Raw genomic sequence first — 13,483 nt, forward strand, 5'->3', positions numbered from 1 at the left:
AGGTTGTTTGGCCGACACGAATTTTAAACCATTAAAAACATTTATTGATTATGCCTTGCGGTAAGAAACGGAAACGGCACAAGATTGCTACTCACAAACGGAAGAAGCGGCTCAGAAAAAATCGGCATAAGAAAAAATAGTTTACGGTTTATGGTTTACAGTTTATAGTTGACTGACACACGAACAAATTAATGCGTCAGTCAACTATAAACTGTAAACCGTAAACTTAAAACTCATTTTGTAGAAGCCTCGGCCGGCCTGTAAAGTCCGAACGTGGCTTCTATTTTTTTACTCAGCCATTTTCTAACCGTATATTCATCTTGTGAGTAATGAATTAGTTATCAGTTCAACTCAGAAAGGTGATCGGATTGCGCTCTTGCAAAACAAGAGACTGCTGGAGTATCACGAAGAAGAGTTAGACAGCAGCTTCACCGTTGGCGATCTTTACTTAGGAACAGTCAAGAAATTATCCACTGGCCTCAACGCTGCTTTTGTCGACGTTGGGCACGAAAAAGATGGTTTCCTGCATTATCAGGATCTGGGGCCGAATGTTAATTCGCTCAATAAACTGGTTAAAGATGTAATCGCCAAGCGCGTCACGTCCGGGCGGCTCAGTGGTATGAAGCTGGAGCCACCTATCGAAAAGATTGGGAAAATCGATAAGGTACTGACGAAAAACGCTCCCATCCTGGTTCAGGTAGTCAAAGAGCCTATCTCAACCAAAGGTCCACGCCTTTCCTGCGATATTTCGATTGCCGGCCGCTATTTAGTGCTGGTGCCATTCTCAGATGGCGTAAACCTTTCCAAAAAAATTACCGACCGTGCCGAACGGTCGCGGCTGATGCGGCTCATGTCGTCATTAAAACCGCAGCATTTCGGTGTTATTGTTCGGACAGTTGCTCAGGACAAAGATGTAGAGGAACTCGACCGCGACCTGCAAAACTCGTTAGCTAAGTGGGACCAGGCCCTTAAATCGCTGTCCGAAGCGAAACCCCGAGATCGGGTTTTGGGCGAAATGAACCGGGCTTCGTCGATCCTGCGCGATATGCTCAACGAGTCGTTCGAAAGCATTACCGTCGATACGCGTGAATCGTACGATGAGATCAGGGACTATATTCATACGATAGCGCCCGAGAAAGAAAAAATCGTTAAGCTCTACACGGGCAAAACGAAAGTTTTTGAAGCATTAGGCCTCGAGAAACAGCTTAAATCACTGTTTGGCCGATCGGTAAGCCTGCCAGGTGGGGGCTATCTGATTATTGAGCATACCGAAGCGCTTCACGTTATTGATGTTAATAGTGGGAATAAATCGAATTCTGAAGAAGATCAGGAAGCAACCGCTATTAGTGTGAATCGGGAAGCTGCTAAAGAAATTGCCCGGCAGCTTCGCTTACGCGATATGGGTGGTATTATCGTGATCGACTTCATCGACATGAAGAAGGCAGAAAACAAAAAGCTTCTGCAAGACATCATGCGCGATGAGATGAAACCCGAGCGTTCGAAGTTTACGATTCTGCCGCTTACCAAATTTGGGCTGATGCAGATTACCCGTCAGCGTGTTCGGCCCGAAATGAATATCGTGACCCGGGAGGTCTGCCCAACCTGTGGTGGCACAGGCACCATTCAGGCCAGCGTATTAGTAACGGATGTGATCGAAAACAACCTCGATTACATTCTGACAAAGCAAAATGAACGGGGTATTTCGATCTCTATGAACCCGCTTTTATATGCCTACTACACTAAGGGTATTTACTCTAGACAAATGCAGTGGTATATGAAATATAAGACCTGGGTTAAACTAATTAAGGACAGTTCGTTAGGAATTGTTAACTTTAAGTTTTTTAACAGACAGGGGGAAGAAATCGAACTCAGTAATAATGCTTAAAAACGTAGTAAAATTTTACTACGTTTTGACAAAATAACGCCGAGGGATTACCACAGTAGCTGGTAATCCCTCGGCGTTTATGTTAGGAGTTGAAAGTAGCTTACAACAGCACTTCCATCTCCATTAATTCACTAAGCATTTCCTGACCTAAGAGTTCCTCAACTGACTCTACCTCATGAAGATTAAGGAGCAAATCCCGTAAATCTTCCGTAATCTCATAGGTCTGGTACAACCGGCGATCGAATAGAATAGGGGCATCTTCCAAATCGCACAATGTATACCGGTTTTCATTGAAAGCAATTTGCTTACGGTAACCCGTATACGTTTTGTTCGTTTTTTCCGGCTCTAAAAACAGGTGAAGGTAATTCCAGCCATCCCACTGACCTGGATACTGCTTCAGAAACGGCCAGAACCCATCATATAATTGCTGCATAGCCTCCTGGCAATACAACTCCCGATCACTTTGTGGAATCGGTTTAATCGATTTCAGGCAATGTAGCACATTAACCATATCGGACCGACGATAGCTGACCACCGGGACGATGGGTACGCCCGCAGCATGCGAGAGGTAACCAACTCCTTTCCGGGTGAGCATCCGACGATGCCCAAAACGAACAGAAAGAAATTGGGATTCTTCGCCGGGTTTAGGACCCGTTTCGGGACTCCCATCGACGTACACAATCAGTGACCGCCCAGCTTTCAACTCCCGCAGCACGGTTAATCCCGCAGTAGGACTTCCGGCCTCAACTACCCGAAACACATTGGTAAGGCCATGTTTTTGCCGTAAACCCTCAATATGCTCGGCCATTCCATCCCCTTGATTGCGATTCATGTTGCTACCAACCAGTAGCACACAATCGACGCCTTTGCGAAACAGCACACTGGTCAGCATTCGGTACGAACCGAGGTGATAGGTGCAGTAAATTCGGGGACTATACTCTTTTTCGAGCAGATGATCTGCTCCACGCAACTTTACCAGATCACCAGCTGTAAGACACTGCTGATCGAAGGTGGTGAACATCTGCTGCAACAGCAGCTCCCGAAAGAGCATATCATGTTCCTGACGGGGAATAGCAGGCAGCAGGTTCTCGACGTTGGCCGAAAACGTGGTGTATTTCATCAAATACCCTCGCTCTTTCTCCAGGTCGATTTGCTCGAAGTGGGCGCGACAACGCTCCAACTCCTCCTTGTAAAGTTGTCGTGTGGTACGCATACTAGTAAGAAATTAGAGCGAGAAAACAGACTTATTAGCTACCCCAACGAAGCCAACATCAAATCCTTGACAGCAAGGAGAATCTGCTGCCATAAACTTTAACAAACTGTTTGATTCAGACTTAGATACAGGCTTGATTACGTTTTTAACTGCCTGAGCTGACTTGATGACAAATTGCTTTTTCATGACTATTTGTAGCTTGTATAATTGATTTAGCTTTTACTTGATTTGATGATACAAAGCTACTGGCTCGCCAAAGGCCCTTCAATGGCAAAAAAGTCATGATTATTGGTTGCAATTAGTTAAAAATTACCAGTATATTAGTCCGACTTTTGTTTACGAGGCCTGCATGAAGGAGATTCAAATTACCCGCGCTTTTTTAAAGAAGCCGTTTAACAGTGTCCTGGTACTACTAAGTATTGTAGCACTAGTTGAAGCTGTAGGGTGGTCTGTTGCATCTCCTGCAAAAATTAGTAAAGTCGCTAAAGCCGGCGGAGGCCTTCACTATATTGGTGTACTCATTAGTCAACTCTTTTTACCTGAGCTATGCACGCTATTAATTGTCATAGCTCTTATGAATATCTACCATCATTTCCGAGGCATCAATAGAGTAGAGAACTCTTGGCGTTCTGTTGGTCATTACGAGCTACGTTGCCTACCTGTGTTACTAATATCTTTTTGGGTATTTAACCCCTTCACCCAAACAGTTCGTTATTTTTTTGAACAATATCCCAGCTATTCCTTGACGAAGTATTGGCAAGATTATATAGTATATACTTATACTTGGTCTACATATTTTAAATATTTAGCCCCGGTAATTCTTATAGGATACATAGCTTTAAACATATCACTGCTTAGAGACTATCTACAGCAGCGCAAGGAAGCTCAGGAAAAAGCAGAATCCGATGCTGCCATTGCTTCTCAGAAATATTTAGAATTATTTGAAACATTCTCGCCAAAACCTACTGTAGCTTCTACCAACTACCTTAATTATTTAAAAGGGAAAGGCAAACAGGGCGAATTTGATTTCCCAGTTAACGAAGCGTATTACTTCACAGTCGAAGATCGCGCTTACTATGCCGAAACGGTCAAAGAACGGTATATGGTCAGTAAGACCATTAATGAATTAGAAGCGGAACTAGACCCAGCTCAGTTTTTCCGCATTAAACGCGATTATATCGTGAACCGGCAAGCCGTACTGCATTATTCCTATTGGGAAAACGGCAAATACATCGTTACACTCAATAACCCGGACCATCACGAGATCATTGTTCCGCGTGTACGGATGCAGGAATTCCGTGAGTGGCTACAAGGCCGTGATCCAGCCGGTAAACCGGAACCTGCAGACGCCCTATAAGGCAACTTTCCTCAGCAAGTACCCTCTCTCCAATCGTTCCTGCTATACCTACTTTATAAGGTTAGTTTATTTGCTGTCATCCGTTTTGGATATCCTGAACAAATATTATTTGTCCGTTTAATAAAGAAAATACGCGTTGCCTGAAATCACTCATTTCATGCGCGAAATCAACTAAATAGGCCTGCCCTGCCCAAACCTAGTTTGGCCACGGACTAAATCTTTATGGCCAAGCCAAAGCTTAGCCTAGCCCTGTGTGTCATCTCCTTCCTCTACTAGTTATTTGATTGGCTGGAACCTGTCTCTAAGCCAGATTAGCTTATGGAGTCAATTTTTAGTGATTTCGTCCGATGAAATGGTGATTTCAGACAAGACAAGTTGACTTGCCTATGCATAATAGCCTACTTGCAGCCAATCAAGTACGGATTCTGCATTCTTGCTCCACTTTCGATTCATACGTGTACTGATGCCTCACGACCAAACCGGCATTGCCTCAATTGGTTTCGCTGGTACACGCTACGCTACAAGCTTCAGAAACGAATGAGAAGATAACTATAAACTGCACTTTTAACAGCGTTTAGAACGCTCAGTAATCGGGAGCTTGATGTATTACATTTAATTGCCAGTGGATTAACTACACACCAAATAGCCGGACAACTGTTTGTTAGCCCACATACTGTAAAGAACCAGCGGGTACAGGTTTCACAGAAATTAGGCTTACAGGATGCATGTAGTCCGGGTTATAGCTATAGTTTTCCGGCTACTGCCTCTTGAAAGAATGATCAATTGCACACTATCTTAGTGCCTATCAGTGGCACCAATGTAGAGTTGGGCGGTTCAACAAAAACGTCGACAGTAAAATCATTATGAACCGGAAGCAGAATTTGATCCGAGACAGTTTTTCCTTATCAAGCGGGGTTACATTGTCAAATGGCAGGCTATATTAAGCTATTCCCATTGGGAAAATGGCAAGTACACTGTTCGGCTTAACACACCAAAAGGTCAGGACATAGTAATCCCACGCACGAGGATGCAGGAACTTCGTGAGTGGTTGCAAAAAGATAATAAAGAATTACTTGAAGTAAGCTAATCTACCTCGCCTATAGATAGTTTTTTACGGTAATACCGTAACGAGGAAGCTCCCGACAGCTCTTCAAGTTCAGTTTACGGGCGATATGTGCCTTGTGGTTTACCGCCGTTCGATAGCTGATATTTAATCGCTCAGCAATATCGGTGCAGGTATCACCACTGGCTATCATCCGAAGGACTTCCCGTTCCCGTTCGGTCAGTCGATTTAGTTCATCACGCGTATCATCGGAGATGACATTGACTCCGAAATTCCGCAGGAGGTCCATAAATCCATTGCTGTAGTAGCAACCACCATTGCTGACCGTCTGGAAGCAACGATAGAGTTCATCCAGCCCGTCCGAAGCGTAAAGGAAGCCAAAAAACCCCTTTTGCATAGCATAGGCGATGGTACGCAGATCGGGCTTCCGGGTGTATAAAATAAAGCGGGTTTGCTGATTGGCGCTTCGGGTTTGCTCCACAATATCCAGGCTGCCCTGACCTGAGATTTCCGATTCGACAATGACGCACTTTGGGCGTTTAACTCGAATCTGTTGCAAAGTATCCTCCATCTCGACCGCACGGCCGACGACGTTATACCCTTGTTCCCGTAGAAGCTGACTTAATACTTCGCAGTTGAACAGCTCTGACTGGGCGACGAGAATCGAAAAGTCTCGCCTGCGAATAGCAAAGTTTTTAGTGCCCTCCTGGACACCAGTAGATTGATTCATGATTGATTACATATATGGGTGCATGAAGGTAACACCAAATCTCCAATTTTGGTAACACTATATAAATGAAATCGTCAATTTTCTGACTGAAGCGTCGGGCAAGGTTCAATTTTTTGAGGTGATTTCATACATTGAGTGGATTGGTTTCGGCGGCTTCACCTGTTATTTCACGCAAATTCTAGGTTGATTTCAGACTTTTTGGGTGATTTCAGACCAGAAATGGGTGATTTCGCGCATCCCTATTTGCTTTCAGCAATAGGGACGTCATACTTTTGATTCAGTCAATCGCACAAACAGAAATTCTCAAGCAAGGGTGATGAATCAAGAGGAAACAACAAAATTTTTCGGCTACGAAGCGTCGGCTGAAGAAATTCAGAAACTGGTTATGGAATGGGCAAGCGCAACTGATGCGTTTCACCGTCGCTATGCCAAACTGAATCAGGTTATCAACTCGTTGCAAGCTTCATTCTCTCGCCAATCGTCTGTAAGCCGAACCCGCTTACGGAACCTCATCGACCTGCGTGAGCAAATGAGCGATGTACTGATGACTCTGTTTCTTGACATGTCACCCAATTCAAAGTCTGGCCGTTCGGCATTGCCATCGAAACCTGGTCAGCTTCATTCACATGCAATTTTATTGCGCGAATTAAATCGTAAAATCGACGCTGAATTAATCGGCGTAATTGGCTCCACTACGGTAGCCCAGGCGTAGCGTTCACCCTCTCCTAATGATAAAGGTTAGCCCTGGTTATGACTTCATAGCCAGGGCTTTTTGTTGATTGACGTTCTCTAACCAGAAATCACAGTGCCCAGAAGCCCTGAGATCTGCATTTCAATGCGCTTAAAATGCATAAACTCAAGCAGGATCTGATCGGCTTCTTCAGGCGTTTTTTTGCCCGATTCCCGCATTAATTGCTGTAGTTCTGCCATTCGTTTTTCGGCCAGCATTTTCTTAATCCGAAGGATGTTTCGATAGGCGGCATCCGCCAAAATGCTGATCTCTTCCTCTGAGGGAACAAAAATCTCGTGTTTTAGCCAGCCTTCACTGATTTCATAACGGGGTGTGGTCAAGTGAATGGTTCTGTTTTGCAAATCCGTTTCATGTCCTTCCTGCCGATTTAGAAAGTCATTGGCGCTTAAAATCTCGCCACGGCTGTAGGCCTCTCGAAATAAGGTGAGCATTAAATCATAGGGAGTTGTTTGAAACTCAATTTCATGCAACTCATCAAGTATATACTGGCAAAGTGAAATACCTGGCTCCAGCTCACGAGCGCCGTAATTCATTAGTAGCCGAATACATTCTTCCTCCTGATACGATATTGGCGTTCTGACGGCCTTTTGGGAGGATACTGGCGCAGTCGATACTTTGGGGGCCTGCTCAGTAAAATCGGTAATGTCAGGCCCTCCTTCACTAAATCCATCCAGTAAGGCGTTTATGTCGTCGAGTGAGGGCTCTGAAGTTAAAGTATTACTTGAATTAGGATTGGGTTTATTACCACCAGCACTACGTTGTTGACGCTCGTAATCTTTTGCATGTTGCTCCTGCTGTTTTCGGAGAAGCCTGTTTATTTCGGAAATAACAGACTGTTCGCTAACATGGAAAACCTGAGCTACCCGTTGCGAGAGCGTCTGACGCTTGAGCGGATCAGGAATTCGGGTAATACTTGCACAAACATCCGAAATTCCTTCGGCTCGCTTGAGCGGATTATCACCGGCCTCAGTTAACCAACGACTGGCTTTGAAATCTATAAAATCCTGTGAATGAGTTTGGATATAGGACTTAAAAGCATCGGCTCCGACTTTATGTACATAACTGTCGGGGTCTTCGCCATCAGGCAATAAGAGTAGTCGTAGATTTAGACCTTCCTCCAGCACCATATCGAGCCCACGCAGAGCCGCTTTGATACCAGCAGCGTCTCCGTCATACAGAATCGTTACGTTTGGCGTAAACCGGGCAATTAATCGAATCTGTTCAGTTGTAAGCGAGGTTCCCGACGAAGCCACCACGTTCTTAATGCCAGCCTGATGGAGCGAGATTACGTCGGTATAGCCTTCGGTAAGGAAACAGACATCTTCCTGTCGAATCGCCTGTTTTGCCTGATAGATGCCATACAACACCTGACTTTTATGGTAAACCGCTGTTTCGGGCGAGTTCAGGTATTTAGGCTGATTCTTATCGGTTTTCAGGATACGGGCTCCAAACGCAATTACCCGGCCCGAAACGTTATGGATCGGAAACATGACCCGTCCACGAAACCGGTCGAATATCTTTCGATCTTTACCCGAAGTACCTTCTTTACTCAATATCAGCCCGGCCTTTTCCAGCAACTCCAGACTGTAGCCTCGTCGCTGCCCTTCCTGCAAAAGCGCATCCCACTGATCGAGCGTATAGCCTAGTTCGAAGGCTTCAATGGTTGGGTTAGAAAAACCTCGCTCCCGAAAGTAACTGAGCCCGATGCTCTTTCCTTCATCCGAGTTAAGCAGGGTTTCCTGAAAGAATGTCTTGGCAAAGTTGAGAACGATCAGCAGACTTTCGCGTTCATTCTGGCGGAGCAGATCTTCCGGCGTTTGCTCCTGCTCCTCGATTTCGATGCCATATTTCTTCGCCAGGTATCGCAGGGCTTCCCCATAACCAATATTCTCAATGTCCATTACAAAGCGAACCGCATCACCTGCTTTACCACAGCCAAAACACTTATAAATCTGTCGGACAGGATTTACATTAAATGATGGTGTTTTCTCATTGTGAAAAGGGCAACAGGCAATGTAATTGCTCCCGCGTTTCTTGAGTGAAACAAAGTCGTTAATAACTTCCAGAATATCGGCAGACTGCCGGATTCGTTCTACAGTCTCTTCAGGAATACGCATTGAGTAAGCTTTGTTGGTTCAGCTTATCAAATGTACGGCGAAAAAGAGAGTTTGTCCGACTCGCCGAACAGCAAATACTACGGTGAGTCATGCGTGAGTCTGGCAACATTTTTGTAAGGCTAATTGATACTCAGATTTCTACCTGATGTGAGGACCACCTTTACTCCGTAAAATCGCATGAATACACGTTTCCCTTCTGTATTCCCCAAACGTTCAATTCAATCATTGAAGCGTCAGAGCCGCCATCATGGGCTTCTGACGATTGTTCTGCTCATCGCATTATTTCAGGCTTGCCGAAAACAACCTACCGACGATGTACAACCCACGACAATTGGTGGTGGCAAACCGGCTACTGAGTACAACAGCAACGTGGCTGCTACCTGGGCCGCTTTACAACTGAAGCTAACCAAAACGACTGCTGGCTTCACCCCTCCGGTTGCTGCGCGTGCCTATGGGTACGTCGGCCTGACCATGTATGAAGCTATTGTACCTGGTATTGCTAACCGCAAATCCTTAGCAGGTCAACTGCAAGGACTGACGACGCTTCCTCAGGTTGAATCGGGTAAGACCTACAACTGGGCGTTAAGTGCAAATGCTGCTGAAGCTGCTATTCTACGAAGTCTATACCCAACTACTAATGCCGCAAACAAAGCCTTAATTGACTCGCTGGAAACCGTCAACCTCAATGCGAATCTAGACACAGACGAAACTGTGAATCAGCGATCTATTGAGTTTGGAAAGAAAATCGCCGACGCTATTTTCGAATGGTCAAAAACAGATGGTGGTCATGAAGGCTACACCCGAAACTTCCCGGCCAGTTATGTTGTGCCTACGGGTCCCGGTTTGTGGCAACCCACCGAAAACGGGCAGAAAATCCCAATGCAACCTTATTGGGGACAGGTTCGAACATTTTTGAAGGCAAACAATGATATGCCAATGCCGAAACCACTTGCTTATTCTACCGACATCAAGTCGGCAATCTTTGGGCAGTACTTCGATGTATACAACAAATCGCAGAATTTAACCCAGACCGAAAAAGAAATAGCGGTGTGGTGGGCCGATAATCCAGCCGAAACGTTTACTCCACCTGGCCATTCGTACAGCATCGCGCTCATTGCCGTGACAACCGCCAAAGCAAATCTCGCCAAAGCGGCCGAAACATTTGCCCGCACGGGTATCTCGGTAGCCGATGCTTTTATCTTATGCTGGCGCTGCAAATTCGTCTACAATAACTTACGCCCATATACTTACGTCAGGCTCACCATTGACCCTAAATGGGTGCCCTTCTGGCCAGCACCACCTTTTCCGGGTTATCCTTCTGGACACGCAACTCAATCGTCTGCTTCGGCTACCGTGCTGACGGCCCTTTATGGAGAAAACTTTGCATTTACGGATAATTCGCACGTAGGACGAGGGAAAGATGCTCAGCGTAATGTTGAATTTAAAGCCCGTTCGTTCAACTCATTTGCACAAGCTGCTCAGGAATCGGCTGATTCTCGCTTCTATGGCAATATTCACACCCGTCAGGATAACGAAACCGGCTTAACCGAAGGCAAAAAGATTGGCGCCAATGTGAATGCGCTGGCGTGGGAGAAGTAAAACAAGGCGAAAAGGAGAAGGGAAGAAAGGAGAAGGGACTTGCGGTTGCATTCCTTTTTTCCTTTCTTCCCTTCCCCTTTTCGCCCTATTCTAATAGGCTCTTACTAGTTTACCTTCCATAAAGTTAACGAAGGCTTTGTTAACCACATTATTCCCGCCAGGAGTTGGATAATCGCCGGTGAAATACCAGTCGCCCGAATGATTAGGGCAGGCTTTATGCAGGTTTTCAACGGTTTGATACACCACTGCTACCTCGGCTTTTAAATCGTTAGGGGTAACGATCTCCGATACTTTCTTCGAGATCTGTTCGTGTGTAAACGGCTCAAAAATGGCCTTTACGTAATTTTGCTGGCTTGCATTTCCCGATTCAATAGCCGCTACGCACTGTGCGTACACTTCATCGAGTATATAATCCTGCCCATGTTCACGAAGCAGTTCCAGTGCAGCCCGGAAAGCCACAAATTCCCTGAACTTCGACATATCGATGCCATAGCAATCGGGGAAGCGAATCTGCGGAGCTGACGAAACAATAATAATTTTCTTCGGGCCTAGTCGGTCCAGCATGCGAAGAATACTCTTTTCGAGTGTAGTACCCCGAACGATCGAGTCATCGACCACGACGACATTATCTTTCCCTTTTTTGATGACTTCAAAGGTCGTGTCGTACACATGCGACACCATATCGTCGCGCTGCGAATCGTCGGCGATGAACGTCCGGAGCTTAACATCCTTGGCGACCAACTTCTCGATCCGTGGACGGAACGACAGCACCCTATCCAATTCCTCTTCAAACAGAATACCTTCCATAATCGCTTTTTTGCGTTGCTTATAGAGGTACTCTTCCAGCCCTTCTACCATACCAAAGAATGCCGTTTCGGCCGTATTCGGAATGTAGGAGAAAACAGTGTTTTCGAGGTCGTAATCTACTTCTTTCAGAATTTGCGGAATCAGGAGTTTACCCAGCGATTTCCGCTCATTATAAATATCGGGGTCAGTAGCCCGTGAGAAATAAATCCGCTCGAAACTACATGATTTCTTCTCGACGGGTTGTACAAACTGTTGCTCGGCGTACTCACCGTATTTATCGATGATGAGCGCATGACCAGGCTGTACTTCCCTGATGGCACTATATTCAGCGTTGAAAGCCGCTTTGATGGCTGGTTTTTCCGAAGCCACCACCACAATTTCGTCATCGGCATAATAATAGGCTGGACGAATACCAGCCGGGTCACGCGCCACAAAAGCCGCTCCGTAGCCAGTCATACCAACCATGGCGTAGCCACCATCGAAATCACGGCATGAGCGGTGCAACACGCGCTGGAGATCCATATTATCCTCGATAATGTCGGAAAGGTCAGGGTTTTCGTAAATGCCCTTAAACCGATCAAACACCCGCTGGTTTTCTTCGTCCAGAAAGTGCCCGATTTTTTCCATCACCGTGACGGTATCGACCTTTTCTTTCGGATGCTGGCCTAATGAAACGAGTTTAGTGAATAGCTCATCCACATTGGTCATATTGAAATTGCCCGCGACCACCAGATTACGACTCCGCCAGTTGTTTTGACGCAGCATAGGATGGCAGTTTTCAATTTCGTTGGCACCGTGAGTACCATAACGCAGATGACCCATCCAGACCTCACCCGTGAAGGCAACATTCTCCTGGAGCCATTTGGCATCTTTAACCTTGTGTTTGTTGCCTTTGATCGCCTTCCGGAATTTCTTGTTGACCTTCTCGAAGATATCCGTCACGGGTCGCTGATCGACGGAGCGGTATCGGCTAATGTACCGGTGACCGGCAGGAACGTCGAGTTTGATGTTGGCAATCCCAGCTCCGTCCTGGCCGCGGTTTACCTGCTTTTCCATCAACAGATAGAGCTTGTTAGCTGCGTACAGAGGGGTTCCGTACTTGTCGATGTAATATTGATAGGGTTTGCGGAGCCGAATCAGGGCAATACCGCACTCATGTTTGATGGCGTCGCTCATGAGAGAGAGTGTCGAAGCACGTTGGTTCTCGTCAGTAATGAAGTACTAAAGCAGTAACGGCTCCGCTTACACAATGGTTCGGCGGAGTACTCAACAAAGGTAGACAAAAGCGTATCTAATTGCTGTTAAATTTTAACCCTTTCATTCCCCATCGGCGCATTAGTAAATAAATTATAACCGATGAAACCGTCCCAATGACTGATCCGGCATACACATCTTCGACAAAATGCTGAAACAGATAAACGCGTGAAAAGCCGGTCAGAACAGCTAAAAAGAGGAAAATCCAGCCTACCTCCTTGCGCACATACAGGAAAGCCATCAGACTAAACATCGCAAAAGCTGAGATGGTATGACCCGATGGAAAACTATTATAACTGTGAATGTCGAGTCCTTCAATAATGTGGTATTGAAAGGTGGAATGTTCAAAATATTTCAGCGGCCGGGGCGATCCGTTAAATACCACTTTCTTCAAAAATTCCGATGTAAGTGAAGAAAGCGCAAAGCTAGCCAACTCCATCAAGCCAATACGCCAGTTGAAAATAGCCAACAGCAGACACACAACAACATAGGTTGCCCCATCGCCCAGGTAAGTAATGTAAGGAAATAGTTGGTCAGCCAACAGACTATTACGTGTATTGACCCATTGCATAAGCTGCTCCTGCGAATACATCAGTTGCAGCAAACCCACAACAACCAGTAGGATCGCATAGGGTAGAAAAAAGAGCCAGTTTTTACGGATTAGATCAAGTAGCATTCGGTACTATTTTGTTGGCATGATTCGGCCA

10 protein-coding genes and 2 pseudogenes are annotated in these 13,483 nt (G+C 45.7%); 6 read left to right on the forward strand and 6 right to left on the reverse strand.

Annotation, left to right across the window (positions count from 1 at the left end):
- Window positions 1-322: 322 nt before the first annotated feature.
- A complete protein-coding gene (locus ACYVFD_RS12125) occupies window positions 323-1,885 on the forward strand; it encodes an Rne/Rng family ribonuclease (protein ID WP_461090332.1) in 1,563 nt (520 codons plus the stop codon).
- A 100-nt stretch (window positions 1,886-1,985) separates the two neighbouring features.
- Here the strand turns inward: ACYVFD_RS12125 and ACYVFD_RS12130 are convergent, their stop codons facing one another.
- Together ACYVFD_RS12130 and ACYVFD_RS12135 are read right to left on the reverse strand one after the other, a co-directional pair.
- A complete protein-coding gene (locus ACYVFD_RS12130; protein ID WP_461090334.1) occupies window positions 1,986-3,098 on the reverse strand; it encodes a lysophospholipid acyltransferase family protein in 1,113 nt (370 codons plus the stop codon).
- A gap of 12 nt (window positions 3,099-3,110) precedes the next feature.
- Entirely contained in the window at window positions 3,111-3,284 is a 174-nt protein-coding gene (locus ACYVFD_RS12135) for a hypothetical protein (protein WP_461090336.1), read from the reverse strand.
- A gap of 163 nt (window positions 3,285-3,447) precedes the next feature.
- Here ACYVFD_RS12135 and ACYVFD_RS12140 point away from each other — a divergent pair, with 163 nt between their 5' ends.
- From ACYVFD_RS12140 to ACYVFD_RS12150, 3 genes and pseudogenes are all read left to right on the forward strand, one after another.
- A complete protein-coding gene (locus ACYVFD_RS12140) occupies window positions 3,448-4,455 on the forward strand; it encodes a LytTR family DNA-binding domain-containing protein (RefSeq protein ID WP_461090338.1) in 1,008 nt (335 codons plus the stop codon).
- Window positions 4,456-5,046: 591 nt separating this feature from the next.
- A pseudogene (locus tag ACYVFD_RS12145) lies at window positions 5,047-5,226 on the forward strand (LuxR C-terminal-related transcriptional regulator); the annotation flags it as partial.
- Between the two features lie 112 nt (window positions 5,227-5,338).
- Window positions 5,339-5,542: pseudogene (locus tag ACYVFD_RS12150) on the forward strand (LytTR family DNA-binding domain-containing protein); the annotation flags it as partial.
- 10 nt (window positions 5,543-5,552) lie between these two features.
- Here the strand turns inward: ACYVFD_RS12150 and ACYVFD_RS12155 are convergent.
- Window positions 5,553-6,248, reverse strand: a complete 696-nt coding sequence (locus tag ACYVFD_RS12155) for a LuxR C-terminal-related transcriptional regulator (protein ID WP_461090340.1) — start codon at window positions 6,246-6,248, stop codon at window positions 5,553-5,555.
- A gap of 316 nt (window positions 6,249-6,564) precedes the next feature.
- Here ACYVFD_RS12155 and ACYVFD_RS12160 point away from each other — a divergent pair, with 316 nt between their 5' ends.
- Window positions 6,565-6,960 carry a hypothetical protein gene (locus ACYVFD_RS12160; protein ID WP_461090341.1) on the forward strand — a complete coding sequence of 132 codons (396 nt, stop codon included), beginning with the start codon at window positions 6,565-6,567 and terminating at the stop codon, window positions 6,958-6,960.
- A gap of 77 nt (window positions 6,961-7,037) precedes the next feature.
- Here ACYVFD_RS12160 and dnaG read toward each other — a convergent pair whose 3' ends face one another.
- Complete coding sequence (gene dnaG, locus ACYVFD_RS12165) at window positions 7,038-9,116, reverse strand: DNA primase (protein WP_461090342.1); 2,079 nt, start codon at window positions 9,114-9,116, stop codon at window positions 7,038-7,040.
- A 261-nt stretch (window positions 9,117-9,377) separates the two neighbouring features.
- On the opposite strand from dnaG, the gene ACYVFD_RS12170 reads away from it, so the two are divergent.
- A complete protein-coding gene (locus ACYVFD_RS12170; protein WP_461090816.1) occupies window positions 9,378-10,715 on the forward strand; it encodes a vanadium-dependent haloperoxidase in 1,338 nt (445 codons plus the stop codon).
- 90 nt (window positions 10,716-10,805) lie between these two features.
- Here the strand turns inward: ACYVFD_RS12170 and ACYVFD_RS12175 are convergent, their stop codons facing one another.
- Together ACYVFD_RS12175 and ACYVFD_RS12180 are read right to left on the reverse strand one after the other, a co-directional pair.
- On the reverse strand, window positions 10,806-12,698 hold the full coding sequence (locus ACYVFD_RS12175; protein ID WP_461090343.1) for an amidophosphoribosyltransferase: 1,893 nt from the start codon (window positions 12,696-12,698) through the stop codon (window positions 10,806-10,808).
- 115 nt (window positions 12,699-12,813) lie between these two features.
- Window positions 12,814-13,452 (reverse strand): phosphatase PAP2 family protein, encoded by a 639-nt coding sequence (locus ACYVFD_RS12180; protein ID WP_461090344.1) that lies wholly within the window; start codon window positions 13,450-13,452, stop codon window positions 12,814-12,816.
- Between the last annotated feature and the right edge of the window lie 31 nt (window positions 13,453-13,483).

The organism is Spirosoma gilvum (genome assembly GCF_054776815.1).

Bases quoted from the DNA above. Each gene is read 5' to 3' on its own strand.
- ACYVFD_RS12160 (WP_461090341.1), top strand. From the start codon at position 6,565: ATGAATCAAGAGGAAACAACAAAATTTTTCGGCTACGAAGCGTCGGCT.
- ACYVFD_RS12155 (WP_461090340.1), bottom strand. From the start codon at position 6,248: ATGAATCAATCTACTGGTGTCCAGGAGGGCACTAAAAACTTTGCTATT.
- dnaG (WP_461090342.1), bottom strand. From the start codon at position 9,116: ATGCGTATTCCTGAAGAGACTGTAGAACGAATCCGGCAGTCTGCCGAT.
- ACYVFD_RS12180 (WP_461090344.1), bottom strand. From the start codon at position 13,452: ATGCTACTTGATCTAATCCGTAAAAACTGGCTCTTTTTTCTACCCTAT.
- ACYVFD_RS12175 (WP_461090343.1), bottom strand. From the start codon at position 12,698: ATGAGCGACGCCATCAAACATGAGTGCGGTATTGCCCTGATTCGGCTC.
- ACYVFD_RS12135 (WP_461090336.1), bottom strand. From the start codon at position 3,284: ATGAAAAAGCAATTTGTCATCAAGTCAGCTCAGGCAGTTAAAAACGTA.
- ACYVFD_RS12140 (WP_461090338.1), top strand. From the start codon at position 3,448: ATGAAGGAGATTCAAATTACCCGCGCTTTTTTAAAGAAGCCGTTTAAC.
- ACYVFD_RS12130 (WP_461090334.1), bottom strand. From the start codon at position 3,098: ATGCGTACCACACGACAACTTTACAAGGAGGAGTTGGAGCGTTGTCGC.